A 17,280-nucleotide genomic window follows, 5' to 3' on the forward strand; every position below is an offset into this window, starting at 1 on the left:
CAGAGTTTGTGTCACGCCTCGGTGAGTCGGGCAAGGGCATCGTCCATCGCCGCCGTCGGCAGCTCGATCAGCCGCGGCGCTTCGGTGAAGAGCAGGCCGGCTGCGACTTCCCTGCCGGGATAGAGCGGTTTGAGCAGGGCGCGATAGAGGCAGAGCTGCAGGATATAGGCCGCCGGCACGTCGACCAATGTCGCGGGCGCCGGGCGATTGGTCTTGTAGTCGACGATGAAGACCCGATCGGCGCCGACCGCCAGCCGGTCGATCTTGCCGGAGATGATGCGCGGCTTGCCTTTCACCGTCAGGCTGCCCATCACCGAGACCTCCGCACGCGAGCCGGGCGCAAACAGCGGCGCGAAAAGCGGATCGGCAAGGATGCTGGCGACCGATGCCAGTGCCTGCTCGCGATCGGCCTCCGTCCAGTCGCTGCCGGCCCGCGCCAGATAACGACGGGCCGCAGCCATATGCTGTTCCTGCGCGAGGTCGGGCAGCATCTGCAGCAATTTGTGCATGGCCAGGCCGCGCCGCACCGCCATTCCGGGCTCGCCGTCAGCATCCAGCACCGGCGAGCGGCGGTCCGGGATCGGTTCGACCGTCTCATCGATCAGCGCCGATGCGCCGGACGGCGACAGCGGCCGCGGCAGCTCTTCGACCGTCGGCAAGGGCTCGAACAGGGACGCTGGCACCGATGCGAAAGTCTCGGCTTCGAGCTGCTCGCCGGCTTCAGCGGCGGCGAGCGGCGGAAACTTCGTCCAGCGGAAGCGAAACACATCACTTTCGTCGACCGGATGCGGACGGCTCTCGGTCTCCTCGGCGCCGGCGAGAGCCCGCATCACCAGGGAATGCCAGGTGCCTGGGCTGGGTGTGCGCTTGCCGTGATAGCCGCAGACGATCAGCCTGTCTTCAGCACGGGTCATGCCGACATAAAGCAGCCGGCGGTACTCGTCGTCGGCGAGATCCCGAGCGCGCGCCGCTACGGATTGGGAAAAACCATTGGCGACTTCAGCGGCCGAGCGCCACAGGAAACCCTTGCCGAGCCAATGCCTGCCGGATCCGTCGAACGGCATCAGCCGCGGCAGATGCTGGTCGCTGAAGGGCGCGGCACCGCCATCGACCAGGAAGACCACCGGCGCCTCCAGGCCCTTGGCGGCGTGCACCGTCATCACCCGGACCTCGTCGCGGGTCTGGTCCATCTCGCGTTTGATCTCGGGGCCGGCATTCTCCAGTGTCGACAGGAAGGCTTCCAGTCCCGGCAGGCCGGCGCGTTCTTCGGCCAGGCAGAAATTGAGAAACTCGTCGAGGATGTCGCCGGCCTCCGGCCCCAGCCGGGCGATCATCCTGCGCCTGACGCCATCGCGTGCGAGCAGCCCGGCATAGAACTCGAACACCGGCTTGAAGGCGACCTCGTTGGCCCAGGCATCGAGCTGCGCGACGACGTTTGCCAGCGTTTCATCGCTGTCAGCGGCGGCACGCAATGTCCTGTAGAGCGAGGTGCCGCCAGTGCGATGCGCGGCAAGCTCGAACAGGGTCTCTTCGGCCAGGTCGAAGATCGGGCTGCGCAGCAATGCCGCCAGCGAAAGGTCGTCCTGCGACTGGATCAGGAAGCGGCCAAGCGCAACCAGATCCTTCACCGCGATATGGCCGGGCAAGCTCAGCCTGTCGGCGCCGGCAACCGGGATGCCCTTCTCCTTAAGGCTCCGGGACAGCGCATGCACGAAGCGGTCGCGCTTGCGCACCAGCACGACGACGTCGCCGGCCTTCAGCTTGCGGCCCTTGCCTTCTATGACCTCGCCGCTGTCGATCCAGCGCTTGACGGTCCTGGCGATCTGTTCGGCCAGCCGCACCGCCGGCGCGCTGACATGGTTGACCGGCAACGTCCAGTCGTCGGGCTCCTCGATCACATCCGCCCCGAGCGACGGCCAGACCTCGACATAGCCCGGCGCATCGTTGCGGATCGCCCTGTGGTCGAGCGGATCGGGATCGTTGCTGATGCCACGGCGCGTTTCCGACGTGGCGAAGACGCGGTCGACGGCGGCCAGCACGTCGCCTGTCGAGCGGAACGACCAGGTCAGTTTCAGATCGGCAAAGCCCGCCTCGGCTTCCCGTACGCGGCGCGCGAACAACTGCCGGCTCTCGTGGAAGGAATCCGGCGCCGCGCCCTGGAAGGAATAGATCGACTGTTTTTCGTCGCCAACGGCAAAGATCGTGCGCCGTACCAGCCGCGCACCTTCGCCGGCAAAGAACTCCTCGGCCAGACGCCTGACGACGCCCCATTGATCCGGGCTGGTATCCTGCGCCTCATCGAGCAGGATGTGGTCGATGCCCTGGTCGAGCTTGTATTGCACCCAGGGGCCGGCGTCGGTGCGCGACAAAAGGTTGACCGTGCGCGTGATGAGATCGTTGAAATCGAGGAAACCGCGCCCGCGCTTCAGCTGTTCGTAGCGGCTGATCAGCCAGTCGGCGACCGTCAGCGCCGCGACGGTGCCCTCCAGCATGCGAAACAGCGCCAGCCGGTCGGCGGTGCGGACAATGGCGGAGGCGGCGGCCTCGTACCTTTGAGGCAAATCGGGCAGCCGGTCCAGCAGGGCTTTCTTGAATGTCTTTGCCGGATCGTAGGGATCGCCATCCGAACGCAGGAAACCTTTCGCGAGCAGCGGCAATCGCCGCACCGGGTCCGCCTCGGAGAAGCCAAGGCCTGCGTAAGGCACGATGTTGTTGAGCACGGCCCGGGCATCGGTCGCCTCGGCGGCTTGCACGAAAGCCGCGAAATAGGAAGGTTCGAAGCCCGGCAGCGGCCACAGCGAAGCGGCAATGCCTGCGGCCGTTTCGCCGGGGCCGAAACCGAACTCGTCGAAAAGCGGGCGGAAGCCGTGGCCATCGCCGCCGATGGCATCGATGAAACCACGCAGGCCATCACGCTTGCGCATGATTTCGGACAGCAGATCGTCCAGACCTTTCTCGCCGCCGCGCTCGAGCACGGTGGCAAAAGCCTCGGCCAGTTCCTTACCGCCCGGCGCACCGGCGCCGGTGATCATGTCGCGCCGCGCCTGCGCCAACAGCGCCTGCTCCATCTGCGGGTCAAGCATTTCGAAATGCGCGGCGATGTTGGCTTCCAGCGGAAACTGGTGCAGCACCGATTCGCAGAAAGCGTGAATGGTCTGGATCTTCAGGCCGCCCGGCGTCTCAAGCGCTTCCGCAAACAGCCGCCGCGCCCGGCGCATGGTTTCGCCGTCGGGGATGTGGCCGTCGAGCGCGGTGATCTTCTTCTCCAGTTCCGCATCGGGCAAGACGGTCCATTCCGACAGGGTCGAGAAGACACGGTTCGACATGTTGGCGGCGGCGGCGCGCGTATAGGTCAGGCAGAGGATCTTCGACGGATCCGTGCCGCGCAGCAAAAGTCGGATGACGCGTTGCGCCAGCACATGCGTCTTGCCGGAGCCGGCATTGGCCGACACCCATGCGGATGTGCGCGGGTCGGAGGCACGTGCCTGGCTTTCGGCGGTGCCGGACGGAATGGGATAGAGCTTCTTCAAGCCTCCCCTCCCTCATCCGGGCCATCGCCGCCGGCAGACCATTCCAGGACACGGGCGAGGTGATCATAGTCGCCGTCGGTCTCGCCCTCACGAAAGGGCAAGGCCCGCGACAGGTAGCCGGTCTGCGGATCGGCGTAGTGAAGCAGCAGCTTCTCGAGCCTGGCCCAGGCCTCCTCACCGAGGTCGGACGCGGTGCGCGGCTTGCGGTTGTATTCGAGGATCGACTCCTGCTCGACCTCGCCATTGGCCTTGAGCCTGACGAAAGCGAGTTCGGCCGGGTCGCGTGCGCCGACGTCGCGGAAAGCACCGCGCTTCAGGAGAGCGGCCTCCAATGCCAGCTGTGGCGCCAGCAAGGTGTGCGCCTGCGCCTTCGATGGTGATGAACCCGTCTTGAAATCAAGAATATCGGCCATGCCGGCGGCGAGAATGTCGACCCGGTCGGCGTAGCCGGACAAGGTGATGCCGGATTGCCCCACAACCGTCTTCTCGGCGCGTTCTTCCGACTGCCGGCGCACGACATTGTCCGCACGCGAGCGCTCCCACTCGATGATACCGGAGGCCAGTTTCTCGAAGCGTGGCCACCAGACGGCTTCGACATCGGCCGGCAGTGCGGCCTCGGCGAAACAGGCGCGACCGGCATCGAGGAGCATGCCAAGCGCTTCCGGCGCGCGCGGATCGGCTACTGCCTGCGAGAAGTGATGCAGGATGGCGTGGAACAGCGTGCCGCGCTCGGCGGCGCCCGGGTCGCGGATCACCGGCTCAAGCGGCATCAGTTTCAGGATGCGGCGGGCATAGACGGCGTAGGGATCGCGCCGCAATGTCTCGATCTCGGTCACCGAGAAATGTTGCGGCCGGCTTTCCAGGGGTGGTTTGGGTTGCGGCCTGGACGCGAAATCCACCTTCGGACCGGCGTCGAGACCCCTCGCCCAGGCAAGCAGTTCATTGCCTCGCCGGCGCAGCGGCTCCGCCTGATCCTTGCCTATGAAGGTGAGCAGCCGCTGCAGCCAGCGCGATGCGACGGCGGGCGCATCACCGGCACGCGCCGAACGGGTCAGCACGACGGTTGGTGCCCCCATCGCCATCTGGAAATCGTGGGCGGCAAGGCCGATGCGCCGCTCGGGCGGCTCCAGGTCGATGCCGGTCTTCATCAGCCGCGACATGAAACGGTCACCCTCAGGCTTGCGCGGCCAGACACCTTCGTTGAGACCACCGACAACGAGCGTGTCGACGTGCTGCAGACGGGCTTCCAGCGTGCCCCAGATGGCGATCGCCGCATCGGCGCCGCGCGCCGGCTTGACCATTTCCGGCGCGATCAGCGCCATCGCCACATCAGGCCATTCCTGCGGCGAAAGCGTGAAGACCGCATTGGCGCCGACAAGGCCGCGCAGCAATTCAGCCAGCTTCTCGCCGGCGTCGCCATCATAGAGTTCTGAAAGAGAGCCGTCCTCGGATCGGCCAAGTGCCTCCAGCGCGACGACGCTTGCACGCACCAGGGACGCGACATCGCTTTCCGGCTCGCCGCGGCAGGCCGCTAGCGGGGCAAGGGCATCGGCCAGGTGCGAGAGCATGGCCTGCGCTTCCTCGATGCGCTTTGCCGACAGCCGCGCCAGCCAGAATGGCCGGCGTTCGGCTTCCTGCGCCAGCGTCCAGCGGGCCTCGAACAGCTCGGCCAGCGAAACGATGTCGGGCCGGCCGGTACCGCCGCGCAGGGTCACCAGTTCGACCGTCTCGGCAGCACGCCGTACGTCGGAACGCGGCAGGCCGAGACCGAGCAGCGGATGCTTGAGCAGCGCCAGGATCGCCACCGGATCGCCGGGCCGCAGCACGGTGTCGAGCAGCAGCCGCAGCAGGCTGGCCGGCGGTGTGTCGGCCAGCGGCCGGCCGCCTGAATCGTCGGCGACGATGCCAAACCGCAGCAATTCGGCGGAGACGCGGCGCGCCAGTGCGCGATCGCCGGTGACCAGTGCCGCGCGATGGCCCGGCTTAGCGACCGCCCGACGCAAGGCAAGCGCGATGCAGGCCGCCTCGTCGCGTTCGTTGGCCGCCTCCACCAGGGTGACCTCCTGCAAGGCAGCGGAAATCTGCGACGCCTGGAAAGCTGCCCGCGTCTCGGTCCACAATTCGGTGGTTTCGGCCGGTCGCAGCGCTTCGGAGACCAGGGCAGCGCGCCGGACCAGGGCATCGTTGGCGGTGCCGATCTCCTCGACATCGCCGCGCAGGATGCCGATCGTGCCGATCAGCCTGGCGAGACCATATTGCGGATGACCCAGCAGCGCCGGCCGGGGATCCGGCGCAGTGAGTGCGTCGAAGGATGGCCGATCGATCGCCGTATCGAGTCCAGGCAACACCACGGCACCATTCGGCAGCCCCGCGATCACGGCCAGAAGATCGGCTGTGGCGGGGATCGAACCGGTCGAGCCCGCGGCAATCACCGGTCCGGCCGGCGGATTGCGCCTGAGACGCTCGGCCTCCAGCCGGATCAGTGCGCTGCGATGCGCTGCCGGGTTCGAACGATCGCGTTCGACCAGGATACCCGGCCAGGCTTCGGTGACGATCTTCAGGAAATCCAGTGTCACCTGCCACCAGCCGGCCAGATTGCCCTCGACCAGCCCGGCAAGCCGGGTCCAGTCGGAGCCTTCCGTCTCGATCTCGTCCATCAGCCGGGCGAGGTCGCGCGCCAGCCACACGGCATCCGCCGCCGAAGCCGGGACGACGACCTCCTCGTCGAACAGGGCCGCGACATGGGCCGGGAGATGGCGTTTCCAGGCGCGCACCAGTGGCGCCAGCAACAAAAGCCTCTCCAGGGCGGCGATGGGTGGCGCGAGGTCGATGGCGCCAGCATCCTCGCCGTCCTGGTCGAAGGCCGCTTCGTCCTCGTCGAATTCGCCGAGCGGCTTGATGACCGGGAGGATGGTCGAGGCTCCGCCCAGACGTTCGGCGAAAACGCCGCGCAGGGCGCGGGCGGCGCGGCGCGTCGGCACATAGAGGGTTGTGCCGGCCAGGGCCAGGGGATCGCCGTCATGCCGGAAACCCGGGATCAGGTCACCTTCGATCAGCGCATCGGCGAGCGTCGACAGGAACGGCGAGCCGGGCGCAATTGTGAAGACGCGGGGCGGACCGCTCATCGCTGGTCTGGGCGGGGCGCGTCCGCGAAGGCCCTTGTGACCGCAGCTTCCGCCGGTGCGATGGCATCCGGCGTGCCGACCGTGATCCAGTGGCCCTGCATCACCAGGCCGAACAGCCTGCCGGCAGCGATGGCACGGTCGAAATAGGCGTTGAGTGAATGCGGCTCGGCAGCAACGGCTTCGAACAGGCCCGGATCGGCGATGGCCGCGCCGGCATAGATCAGCCCGCTCGGGTCGCCCTTGGCGCGGGACAGGCGCCCGTCCGGCGCGATCAGGAAATCGGTGCCGCCCGAATGGCCGGTGGTGGAAGGGAGTTCTGCCAGCATCAGCAGAATATCCATCGCCGAACCATCCCAGGCAAGGGCGAGCCGTTCGAGATTGGGCTTGCCGGCATCGAGCCAGAACGTGTCCGCGTTGACGATGTAGAAGGGCTTGCCGCCGAGTTCGGGCAGCGCCTTGACGATGCCGCCGGCAGAATCCAGCAGCCGCTCGCTCTCATCCGAGATGACGATCCGTGGCCGGGTGCGCGCCGCGACATGGCGCACGATCTGCTCCGGCAGATAGTGGACATTGACCACCGCCTTTTCGACGCCAACCTGCTGCAGGCTGTCCAGCCCCCAGTCGAGCAAGGTCTTGCCGGCGATCGGTACCAGCGGCTTCGGGATCGTATCGGTGACCGGCCGCATACGCTTGCCGAGCCCGGCGGCGAGCACCATCGCCGTGGTGGGGCGTTCGGCGGCCATCAAGCCGGCTCCTCGAGCACGCCGAGACGATCATAAAGCACCCGTACTTCAGCCAGGGCGGGATGGACCAGCAGCCGGCGGAGATAGTCGCGGATGCGCGGCAGATGCTTCAGATAAAACGGCTTGCCGTCACGCCGGTCGAGGCGCACGAAAATCCCCAATATCTTCGAATGCCGCTGCGCGCCCATGATGGCATAGGCCACGTCGAAGGCCGACCTGTCAAAACCGCCGGCCGCGGTGCGGGCAGCGACATAGGCGTCGACAACAGCATGTTCGAACGCAGGCTCGATGGTGACGCGCGGATCGAGCGCGAGCGATGCGACGTCGTATGCCGAAGGGCCGATCAGCGCATCCTGGAAATCGATGACGCCGAGTCTATCGAAGCCGGCAAGGTCTCCACGCCAGATGAAATTCGGTGACTGAACGTCGCGCAGCATCAAGCTCAGTTCGCCACCGCGCAGACGGTCCAGCACGGTGTTCCAGGCGACACGAAACGCATTCCGCTCCTCCTCGCTTGCCGCATGTCCGCGAATGGCGGGCAGATACCAGTCGATCAGCAGTTCCGCTTCAATCAGCATCGCGTCGCGGTCGAAGGGCGGCACGACATGGATTTTGTCCGATGTCACGGCGCTTCGATCGGGCCAGCGCTTCCGATGCATGAAGGCAAGCAATTCGGAAACCAGCGCATAGCGCTCCAGGATGGGCGCACCGTCGGAAGCCAGAATGCCCTCGGTTCCCAGATGATCGATAAGCAGGAACCCGTCGTCGAGATCCTGCGCATGGATTTCCGGCGCAGCGATGCCAGCTTCGCGAAGCAGCCTGTCGACCCCGACGAAGGCGGCAACTGTCTGCGCGGTGTGGGCTATCTCGGCGTAGGGCTTGCCGTCGCGCACCGGCGGGCCAAGCAGCAGCCGTGGCGAATTCATCAGGACGCGCGGCGCACGGTCGGCCAGCGAGACGATTTCGTAGGAGCGCGCCGAGGCGTCGCCGACGAAATGCCGGCGCCGTGCCGCGCCCCAGCCGGAACCTTGCAGGAAATCGCGCATGGCCAGCGATCGCGCTATGCGCTGATAGCCGGCACCGTCGCCCAGGATGCGCACGGAGCGGCCTTCATCCTGGTGCGCAAGCTCGACGGCGATCGTGGTATCCGGCAAGCGATCATCCGCTCGCTCGGGCCATTCGATCAGGGCGGCGCCATCCTTCAGCACGTCGGGAAAACCGAGTTCTTCCAGCTCGTCGGAGGAAGAGAGCCGATAGAGATCGAAGTGATGCACCGGCACGCGTGTGTCGTAGCTCTGCACCAGGGTGAAGGTCGGGCTTGGCACCTCGAGCATGGTGTCGTCGGCCAGCGCGCGGATCAGCGCGCGCGCCAGCGTCGACTTGCCGGCTCCCAGGTCGCCGTGGAGTGCCAGCACGTCGCCCGGGCGCAGGGCCATGGCGAGATCCTCGCCGAGACGCATGGTCGCCGCTTCGTCGGCAAGAAACCGCTCCAGCATCGGCAATGCTATTCGGCCGCTGCGCGGATGCCGGCCGGAGCTGCCGGAAACAGGCAGATCACCGTGGTGCCGCGGTTTTCGCCAGTCTCGATGCGGACGCTGCCACCATGCAGCTCCACGAAACTCTTGACGATGGAGAGTCCGAGGCCGGCGCCGCGCCGACGACCGCCGTTCACGCGCGGTTCAAAACGGCGGAACACCGAATCGAGAACATCCGGCGGCATGCCGGGTCCGTCGTCGTGAACGGAGAACTCCACGCCTTCGGCGGTTTCGCGGCAGGTCAGCGCGATCGTGCTCTTCTCGGGCGCATAATTGGCGGCATTGCTGAGCAGATTGTAGAGGATCTGTCGCACGCGGGTCTCGTCGCCGTGGAAGCTCTTGGGCGCCGCGGCGATGTCCACGCCCAGCCGGATCGAGTGCTCGGCCAGCCGGTCGGCGACCAGTTCCGCGGCAGCCGCCACGGTGCTCTCGACCTTAACCTCGGAAATTTCCAGCTGCATGATGCCGGCATCGACGGTGGCAAGGTCGAGAATGTCGTTGACGATGGTCAGCAGAACCGAGGACGACGAGCCGATATGGTCGAGATATTCCTGCTGCCGGGTGGTCAGGGGGCCTGTTGCCGGCAGGGACAGCAGTTCGGTGAAGCCGATGATGTTGGTCAGCGGTGAACGCAGTTCGTAGGAGACGTGCTGGACGAACTCGTTCTTCAATTGATCCGACTTCAGCAGCGCGTCGTTCTTCTCCTTCAGCGCCCGCTCGACATTCACGCTATCGGTGACATCGACAAACGTCAGCATAACCTGGCCATTCGGCAGGTGGATGACAGCATAGCGCAGCGTGCTGCCGTCCTCCAGCGTGACCTGGCCATGCCGGTCGCGGCGCTCGTCGTCAAAACCGGTGACTGCCGCAACGAAGCCGGCCCAGGGCCCGTCCGCGGCACGCGTGGCGCAGAGGTCACGGATCAGGGAGACGTGAATGCCCGGCTGCGTCGCATCGTTCGGCAGGGCCCACATGGCGGCGAAGGCCGGATTGGACAACCTCAGCCGGCCGTCCGGCCCGAACACCGCGACGCCCTCGGCCAGATTGTCGAGCGTTTCGCCCTGCACGCGCACGGCCGTCTGGTAGCGGCTCTCGAGATCGATCTTTTCCGTCAGGTTCTCGAAGACCCAGGTGACGCCGCCCTTCGGCTGTGGATTGCCGACCACGCGAATGGTCTTGCCGTCAGGCAGATGCCACCAGTGTTCGACCGGCTCGACCGAACGGTACGCCGACAGCAGGCTTTCCTTCCAGCGGCGCCACTCCGGCTGCTCGGCGATCTTGCCGCCACTGCGCAACCGGTCCAGCAGAAGCGCATTGTCGGGCGTGCTGACGAGAAAGGCCGTGTCCAGCCCCCACAGCTTCTGAAAGGCCTGGTTGTAGAAGCGCAGCTTCTCGTCGGCGTCGAATATCGCCACCGCGGTGTTGAGCTGATCGAGCGTATCGGCATGGCTGCGCACGGTGCGCTCATACTCCTCGCGCACGGTGTCTGCGGCACTGACATCATAGGCAAGGCCAGCCGACCCTTCGGTGCCGGCAACATCGGTGACCGAGAAGACATGCCGGTCGCCGGCAATGACGGTCGACAGCGTCTGTTCGAACACCGGCCGCTGCTGGTGCTGGCTGATGATGGCGTCGCGCGCCTGCCCACCGAGGAACTCGCGACCGTCCCTCAGGGCGGCTTCGCGATCGCTGGCCTCGACTGCGCTCCAGTAGGCGCGGTTAACCCACTTCAGACGACCATCGGCACCGCGCAGCCAGAACGGCATTTTCAGCGCATCGAACAGACCGAGCATGGTGTCGTGCTCGGTCGCGACCTGCTGGTGTTCCAGTCTGAGCCGCGCCAGATTGCGCTGTGTCTCCGACAGGGAAATGAACCGCACGATGGCGTGCGCGGCACTCTTGCGCCCCTGCACATCGAGCGGCGCACCGGCCTGGGTTTCCGCGACGAGATCGAAGGAAGTGCCCTTCTCCCGCAACGCAGCGATCGCATTCTCCAGTGCCGCGGCCGAACGCGGCATCAGCCAGCGCCCGAAAGCGAGGAACGCGGCGCGTTCATCCGGCGCTCCGGTCTCGATCGGCAGGCTGCCGACGATGTCCGACTTCCTGTTGTCAGCCGCCCACATGACCACGCGCTGGTCGCGCAGGTTGAGCAGTGCTTCGGAGCGCTGCAGCGAGACATTGGCATCGGCAAGGCGGGCGCGCAGATCGGTGTTCTCGACCGAAGTGCGCTGGCGTTCGCGGATCAGTACAATGGCGGAGATGAGTGCCGCGCCGAGCACCCCGACGGTGACGGCCAGCTGAATGACTTCGATGGTGCCGATCGGCAGGCTGGTGGCCTTGACCGTTGTCTCCTGGGCCTGGGCGGCCAGGTTACCAAAGGAGAAGGCCAACGCCGTGCCGCCAAGCAGGCGCGAAAGACGTCGGCGCGGCGAAAGCCCTATGCCGGCTGCCGCGAGGCGATCGATGATCGCCGAATCCTCTTTGCCGCCGGTTACGGCCTGTCCCGCCTCGTGCGGGTCTTCCCCCGGCATATGCTGGTCCTCTCCGCCTGAATACAAGCCGCCCCCGACCCGCCATCGTCCCGAATCCGGAGCACTGCGTGGTCCGCCCCGGACACGCAAAGAACGCCCCGTTACCGGAAACCCGCGCATCATGCCGTGAGTTGGATCGGATCGCGGCCGCGCGCGAGCAGGAAGCTTCGCGAATCACCTCACAATACCTGCTCGCCGAATCGACGTGAAGGCGGCGGTTCCGCAAAAATAAGGCCGGGCGAAATGTCAATCGCCCGGCCTCAATATCTTGTAGTACAATCAGATAGGGTTAATAGCGGTAGTGTTCCGGCTTATAAGGCCCCTGCGGCGTCACGCCGATATAGGAGGCCTGCTCACCGGACAGTTCCGTAAGCTTGGCGCCGAGCTTGCCGAGATGCAGGCGAGCCACCTTCTCGTCGAGGTGCTTCGGCAGCGTGTAGACCTTGTTTTCGTACTTGCCGGGCTGCGTCCACAGCTCGATCTGCGCCAGCACCTGGTTGGTGAAGGAAGCCGACATCACGAAGCTCGGATGGCCGGTGGCGTTGCCGAGATTGAGCAGACGGCCCTCCGACAGCAGGATCATGCGCTTGCCGTCCGGGAAGGAGATCATGTCGACCTGCGGCTTGACGTTGGTCCATTTGAGATTGCGCAGCGAGGCAACCTGGATCTCGTTGTCGAAGTGGCCGATATTGCCGACGATCACCATGTCCTTCATGGCGCGCATGTGGTCGAGCGTCACGACATCCTTGTTGCCGGTGGTGGTGATGACGATGTCCGCGGTCGGAGCGGCATCTTCCAGCGTGACCACCTCGAAACCGTCCATGGCAGCCTGCAAAGCGCAGATCGGGTCGACTTCCGTGACCTTCACGCGGGCGCCGGCGCCGGACAGCGACGCGGCCGAGCCTTTGCCGACATCGCCATAACCGCAGACCACGGCGACCTTGCCGGCCATCATGACGTCGGTGCCGCGACGGATGCCGTCGACCGGGGATTCCTTGCAGCCGTACTTGTTGTCGAATTTCGACTTGGTGACCGAGTCGTTGACGTTGATCGCCGGGAAGGGCAGCAGGCCCTTCTTCTGCAGCTGGTAGAGGCGGTTGACGCCGGTGGTGGTTTCTTCGGTGACGCCGCGGATTGCCTCACGCTGCCTTGTGAAGAAGCCGGGGGAAGCCTGGAGACGCTTCTTGATCTGCGCGAACAGGATTTCCTCCTCCTCGCTGCCCGGCTTCGACAGCACGTCCTCGCCGGCCTCGGCGCGCGCGCCGATCAGGATGTACATGGTGGCGTCGCCGCCATCATCGAGGATCATGTTGGAAACGCCGCCATCGGCCCACTGGAAGATCTTGTCGGTGTATTCCCAGTACTCTTCCAGCGACTCGCCCTTGACGGCGAAAACCGGAATACCTGTTTCGGCGATCGCCGCGGCGGCGTGGTCCTGGGTCGAGAAGATGTTGCAGGAGGCCCAGCGGATTTCCGCGCCGAGCGCCTTCAGCGTCTCGATCAGCACGGCGGTCTGGATGGTCATGTGCAGGGAGCCGGTGATGCGGGCGCCCTTGAGCGGCTTTTTCTCGCCGAATTCCTCGCGGCAGGCCATCAGGCCCGGCATTTCCGTCTCGGCGATCTCGATTTCCTTGCGGCCCCAGCCGGCAAGCGAAATATCGGCGATCACATAGTCCTTGCTACCCGTCATGGCGGTGCTCCGGTTGATTTGTTGTGCTGACGCGCTCGCGCCGGATGGCGCAAAAGATGAACGCGGCGTTGGCGACTGCCTAGCAGATCAAGCCGAAACAGACAACGGGATATAAAGAAATCTTTATCTGCGCATATGGCGCACAGGCATCACACGCACCGAAAGACACAGCTCGTGCCGGTCAGATCTCTTCGCCGAACTTCGAGGCGACGAGTTCATCGAGCGCGGCGATCACCTGGGCCGCCTCGCGCCCCGTGGCCGTGACGCGGATCGAGCAGCCGGGGCTGGCGGCCAGCATCATCAGTCCCATGATCGAGGTGCCACCGACCTTGGTGCCATCCTTCTCGACATGAACGTCGGCTTCGAAGCTGCCCGCCACCTGCACGAATTTGGCGGAAGCACGGGCATGCAGTCCGCGCTGGTTGATGATCCGCATATCGCGGACAACATAGCCGGCGTCGGAGGACATGGTGTTCATTTGCTGGTCAGGAGCTGGCTGGCGACGTTGATGTATTTGCGACCGGCTGTCTGCGCCTCGTCGAGCGCCGTGACCATGTTGTCGCTCTTGCGAACGCTGGAGAGCTTGATCAGCATGGGCAGGTTCATGCCGGCGATGACTTCGATGCGGCCCGCCTCCATCACCGAGATGGCGAGATTGGACGGGGTACCCCCGAACATGTCGGTCAGCAGGATGACGCCGGCGCCAGTGTCGACACGCCGCACCGCTTCGACGATGTCGCTGCGGCGCTGCTCCATATCGTCTTCGGCACCGATCGCAACGGTTTCGAAATTGTCCTGCGGTCCCACGACGTGTTCCACGGCAAGGCGGAACTCATCGGCCAGTCGACCGTGCGTCACGAGCACGAGTCCGATCATTCTTTGGCGGCTCCCGTCATGGCCCCTTCACAGGCGCATCTTATTCTCGCCATCTGTCCAGACGGCGGGAGCGCTATCTTGTCGACGCAAGTCGCGTTGACAAGCCCCAATTTGCGCCAGTGCGAGCCATTTTGACGCATTGCAGCATAAAACTTCCGTTGCGTCATCGAAAAGACGCGATCGACAGCCGCGCCGAAATCGCTGCCACGGCGGCAGTGACGTTGCGGGCCGCGACGTCGAGCGCAGGGATCTCGCAACCGGCGATGGTAACGGTTGCGTCAGCCTGAAACCGCTGCATCTCCGGGGCCGGAACCAGCCGGACACACAGATCGATCAACGCTTCCGGCTGATACGCCACCGGCTGCGGGCCAATGCCAGCAACCTCGGCCAGACCGGCGATGGCGGGTGGTGCGGCACAAAGCAGCCGGCCGTCATGGCTGGAAATCAACAGCTGGTCGTCGGCGATCAGTCGCGAAAACAGGCCCTGTCCGCGAAAATAGCCGACCAGCGCCAGAGCCAGCGTCGATTTTCCAGATCCCGATGCGCCGGTGATGAGGATGCCGCGATCGCTGGTCACCAGCGCGGTGCCGTGGATGTTCGGCGCAGGCTTTGCCCCGTCTGCGGCCAAGGCGCTCAGCCTTCGGCCGGAAGGGCGACGACGAAGCGGGCGCCCCGGATTTCGCCCGGCTTGGTGCCGGGGATGTTCTCGGCGGTCAGGGTGCCGCCGTGGGCCTCGACGATCTGTCGGCTGATCGACAGGCCAAGGCCCGAATTCTGCCCGAACGCCTCGCCGGCGGGTCGATCCGTGTAGAACCGCTCGAAGATCCGCTCGATGTTCTCGGCGCGGATGCCCGGACCATTGTCGTCCACCGTCAGGATGTTGAACTTGCCCGACCGGGCGAGCGACAGCGTGATCTGGCCGTGACCGTCGGGCACGAACGAACGCGCGTTCTCGATCAGATTGGTGATGACCTGGCCGAGGCGCAGGTCGTGGCCCTGGACATGATAACCCTTGGCGCCCTGCGGCAGCTTGGCGACCTTGAGTTCGATCTCGACCGACTTCTTGTGATGGGAAGCCTCACGTGAAACGCTGACCAGATCGGAGACGAATTGCTTGAAATCGACCCTGGCCGCATCGTCACGCGCCAGTTCGGCGTCAAGGCGCGAGGCATCGGAAATGTCGGTGATGAGGCGATCCAGCCGCCTGACGTCATGCTGGATCACTTCCATCAGCCTGCTGCGCGAGGTCTCGTTCTTCGCCAGCGGCAAGGTCTCCACGGCACTGCGCAGCGACGTCAGCGGGTTCTTCAGCTCATGCGAGACGTCGGCGGCGAAACTTTCGATCGCTTCGATACGGGCATAAAGCGCATTGGTCATGTCGCGCACCGCGATCGACAGGTTGCCGATCTCATCCTGGCGGTCGGAAAAGTCGGGTATCTCCTCGCGGTTCTTGATCGAGCGGCGCACGCGCACCGCGGCAGCCGACAGGCGGCGCAGCGGATTGGCGATGGTGGAAGCAAGCAGCATCGACAGGATCGCCGTCACCAGCGCCGCCACGCCGAAGACACGCAGGATCGCCTTGCGTTCGGTCGCCACGATCTTGTCGATGTCGCCGCCTTCGGTGGACAGCATCAGCACGCCCAGCACCGCTCGGGGGCGCTGGATGGGAACAGCGACCGAGACGATCTGCTCACCCCTCTCGCTAACTCTGACAAAGGTGGACGGTCCACCCGTCAGGGCCTTCATCACCTCCGGGAAGACGGTACCGTTGCCGCCCGGCTGTTCCTTGTAGACCGGCAACGAACGGTTCGAGAAAATGTCGAAGACGAATTTCTGGACGCGCTCTACGAGGTTCGGCTCCTCATCCTCCAGAGGCGGCAAATCATAGCGCAGAACCTGGCCTTTTGAATAAAGATGCCTGGAATCGAGCAGCAGGTTGGCATCACGGTCATAGATGCGGGCGCGGGTGCGGGTCGGCGAAATCAGCCGCCGCAACAGCGGCGCCACCCGCTCGGGGTTGATCGGAAAATCGAGATTGTCGAGCTGATCCGCTGAAGGGCCAAGGCTTTGGCCGGCCTGCAGCTCAAGCAGCTTTTCCGGATCGATGCGGATGGCATCGGTCTCGACCGTCGCCGAGGAGGCGACCGCGCCGGCGATGATCTCGCCCTGTGTCATCAGGCTTTCGACACGCGCGTCGATGAGGCCGTCGCGAAAGGTGTTGAGATAGAGAATGCCGACGACCAGCACGGCCAGGCCGGCGAGGTTGAGGAAGAGGATGCGCCGGGTGAGACTGGAAAAGATGTGATGGCCGAGGAAACGGCGCATCGGCACCGTTACCCTCGACAAGGCTGCGGGCAGGATACGCGACGACCGTCGCGTGGCCGAAGGCCTGTTCCGCTCTACCTCTGCTGCCATCGGATCCCGGTCAATCTCAGGCTTCGCGGAACCGGTAGCCGACCCCGTAAAGCGTTTCGATCATCTCGAAGTCGTCGTCGACGGCCTTGAACTTCTTGCGCAGCCGCTTGATGTGGCTGTCGATGGTGCGGTCGTCGACATAGACCTGCTCATCATAGGCCGAATCCATCAGCGCATCACGGCTTTTCACAACGCCCGGGCGCTGCGCCAGCGAATGCAGGATGAGGAACTCGGTGACGGTGAGCACGACGGGCTCGCCTTTCCAGGTGCAGGTGTGGCGCTCCGTCCATGACCAGCTGGCCGCGCTCCAATGAACGCGAAGCCTGCGTCGGCGCCTTGGCTGCTGCCTCGCGGGCGCTGGTACGGCGCAGAACCGCTCGCACGCGCTCCACCAGAAGGCGCTGTGAAAACGGCTTCTTGATGAAATCGTCGGCACCCATCTTCAGGCCGAACAGTTCGTCGATCTCGTCATCCTTGGACGTCAGGAAGATGACGGGCAAGTCGGTCTTCTGGCGCAGACGGCGAAGCAATTCCATGCCGTCCATGCGCGGCATCTTGATATCCAGGATCGCAAGATTCGGCGGACGCGCCGCAAGCCCCTCGAGCGCGGATGCGCCATCCGTATAGGTTTCGACCCGGTATCCTTCCGATTCCAAGGCAATCGAAACCGATGTCAGGATGTTGCGGTCGTCATCGACCAGCGCGATTGTCGCCATTTCCAGCGGCTCCCTCATGAGCGGGTGTCCCTTCGTACCGTAGGAAGGGGCTTTTGCAGGACAAATTGGGTACAAAATGTGGCACGCCGCCAGTCGTCCTACATCGGCCAAGCGCTTAT

10 protein-coding genes and 1 pseudogene are annotated in these 17,280 nt (G+C 65.1%); all 11 read right to left on the reverse strand.

Features of this window, described 5'->3' with window-relative positions; all coding sequences use genetic code 11:
* Nucleotides 1-11: 11 nt before the first annotated feature.
* Nucleotides 12-3,530 (reverse strand): double-strand break repair helicase AddA, encoded by a 3,519-nt coding sequence (addA, locus tag ACFJIU_RS25315; RefSeq protein WP_379064620.1) that lies wholly within the window; start codon nt 3,528-3,530, stop codon nt 12-14.
* On the reverse strand, nt 3,527-6,655 hold the full coding sequence (gene addB, locus ACFJIU_RS25320; protein ID WP_379064622.1) for a double-strand break repair protein AddB: 3,129 nt from the start codon (nt 6,653-6,655) through the stop codon (nt 3,527-3,529). Before addB ends, addA begins: the two co-directional genes overlap by 4 nt.
* Entirely contained in the window at nt 6,652-7,398 is a 747-nt protein-coding gene (locus ACFJIU_RS25325) for a nucleotidyltransferase family protein (RefSeq protein WP_379064624.1), read from the reverse strand. The genes addB and ACFJIU_RS25325 overlap by 4 nt, the downstream gene beginning before the upstream one ends.
* Nucleotides 7,398-8,906, reverse strand: coding sequence for a tRNA (adenosine(37)-N6)-threonylcarbamoyltransferase complex ATPase subunit type 1 TsaE (gene tsaE, locus ACFJIU_RS25330; protein WP_379073215.1), 1,509 nt, complete (start codon nt 8,904-8,906; stop codon nt 7,398-7,400). Before tsaE ends, ACFJIU_RS25325 begins: the two co-directional genes overlap by 1 nt.
* The gene (locus ACFJIU_RS25335) at nt 8,903-11,464 is read right to left on the reverse strand and encodes an ATP-binding protein (RefSeq protein ID WP_379064626.1); all 2,562 of its coding nucleotides are present in this window, start codon (nt 11,462-11,464) and stop codon (nt 8,903-8,905) included. Before ACFJIU_RS25335 ends, tsaE begins: the two co-directional genes overlap by 4 nt.
* Nucleotides 11,465-11,753: 289 nt before the next feature.
* Nucleotides 11,754-13,154: an adenosylhomocysteinase gene (gene ahcY / locus ACFJIU_RS25340; RefSeq protein WP_379064628.1), complete on the reverse strand. Its 1,401-nt coding sequence runs from the start codon at nt 13,152-13,154 to the stop codon at nt 11,754-11,756.
* A 181-nt stretch (nt 13,155-13,335) separates the two neighbouring features.
* A complete protein-coding gene (locus ACFJIU_RS25345) occupies nt 13,336-13,632 on the reverse strand; it encodes an HPr family phosphocarrier protein (RefSeq protein ID WP_379064630.1) in 297 nt (98 codons plus the stop codon).
* A complete protein-coding gene (locus ACFJIU_RS25350; protein ID WP_144378785.1) occupies nt 13,629-14,030 on the reverse strand; it encodes a PTS sugar transporter subunit IIA in 402 nt (133 codons plus the stop codon). The genes ACFJIU_RS25345 and ACFJIU_RS25350 overlap by 4 nt, the downstream gene beginning before the upstream one ends.
* Nucleotides 14,031-14,193: 163 nt before the next feature.
* On the reverse strand, nt 14,194-14,658 hold the full coding sequence (locus tag ACFJIU_RS25355; protein WP_379064632.1) for an HPr kinase/phosphorylase: 465 nt from the start codon (nt 14,656-14,658) through the stop codon (nt 14,194-14,196).
* A gap of 5 nt (nt 14,659-14,663) precedes the next feature.
* Nucleotides 14,664-16,445, reverse strand: a complete 1,782-nt coding sequence (locus ACFJIU_RS25360; protein WP_379064634.1) for a stimulus-sensing domain-containing protein — start codon at nt 16,443-16,445, stop codon at nt 14,664-14,666.
* A 16-nt stretch (nt 16,446-16,461) separates the two neighbouring features.
* Nucleotides 16,462-17,161: pseudogene (locus ACFJIU_RS25365) on the reverse strand (response regulator transcription factor).
* Nucleotides 17,162-17,280 lie beyond the last annotated feature (119 nt).

Source organism: Mesorhizobium sp. UC74_2 (genome assembly GCF_042701485.1).
Lineage (GTDB): Bacteria > Pseudomonadota > Alphaproteobacteria > Rhizobiales > Rhizobiaceae > Mesorhizobium.

Coding starts and splice junctions, on each gene's coding strand:
- ACFJIU_RS25325 (WP_379064624.1), bottom strand. CDS start 7,398: ATGGCCGCCGAACGCCCCACCACGGCGATGGTGCTCGCCGCCGGGCTC.
- ahcY (WP_379064628.1), bottom strand. CDS start 13,154: ATGACGGGTAGCAAGGACTATGTGATCGCCGATATTTCGCTTGCCGGC.
- ACFJIU_RS25360 (WP_379064634.1), bottom strand. CDS start 16,445: ATGGCAGCAGAGGTAGAGCGGAACAGGCCTTCGGCCACGCGACGGTCG.
- ACFJIU_RS25345 (WP_379064630.1), bottom strand. CDS start 13,632: ATGAACACCATGTCCTCCGACGCCGGCTATGTTGTCCGCGATATGCGG.
- ACFJIU_RS25350 (WP_144378785.1), bottom strand. CDS start 14,030: ATGATCGGACTCGTGCTCGTGACGCACGGTCGACTGGCCGATGAGTTC.
- addB (WP_379064622.1), bottom strand. CDS start 6,655: ATGAGCGGTCCGCCCCGCGTCTTCACAATTGCGCCCGGCTCGCCGTTC.
- ACFJIU_RS25335 (WP_379064626.1), bottom strand. CDS start 11,464: ATGCCGGGGGAAGACCCGCACGAGGCGGGACAGGCCGTAACCGGCGGC.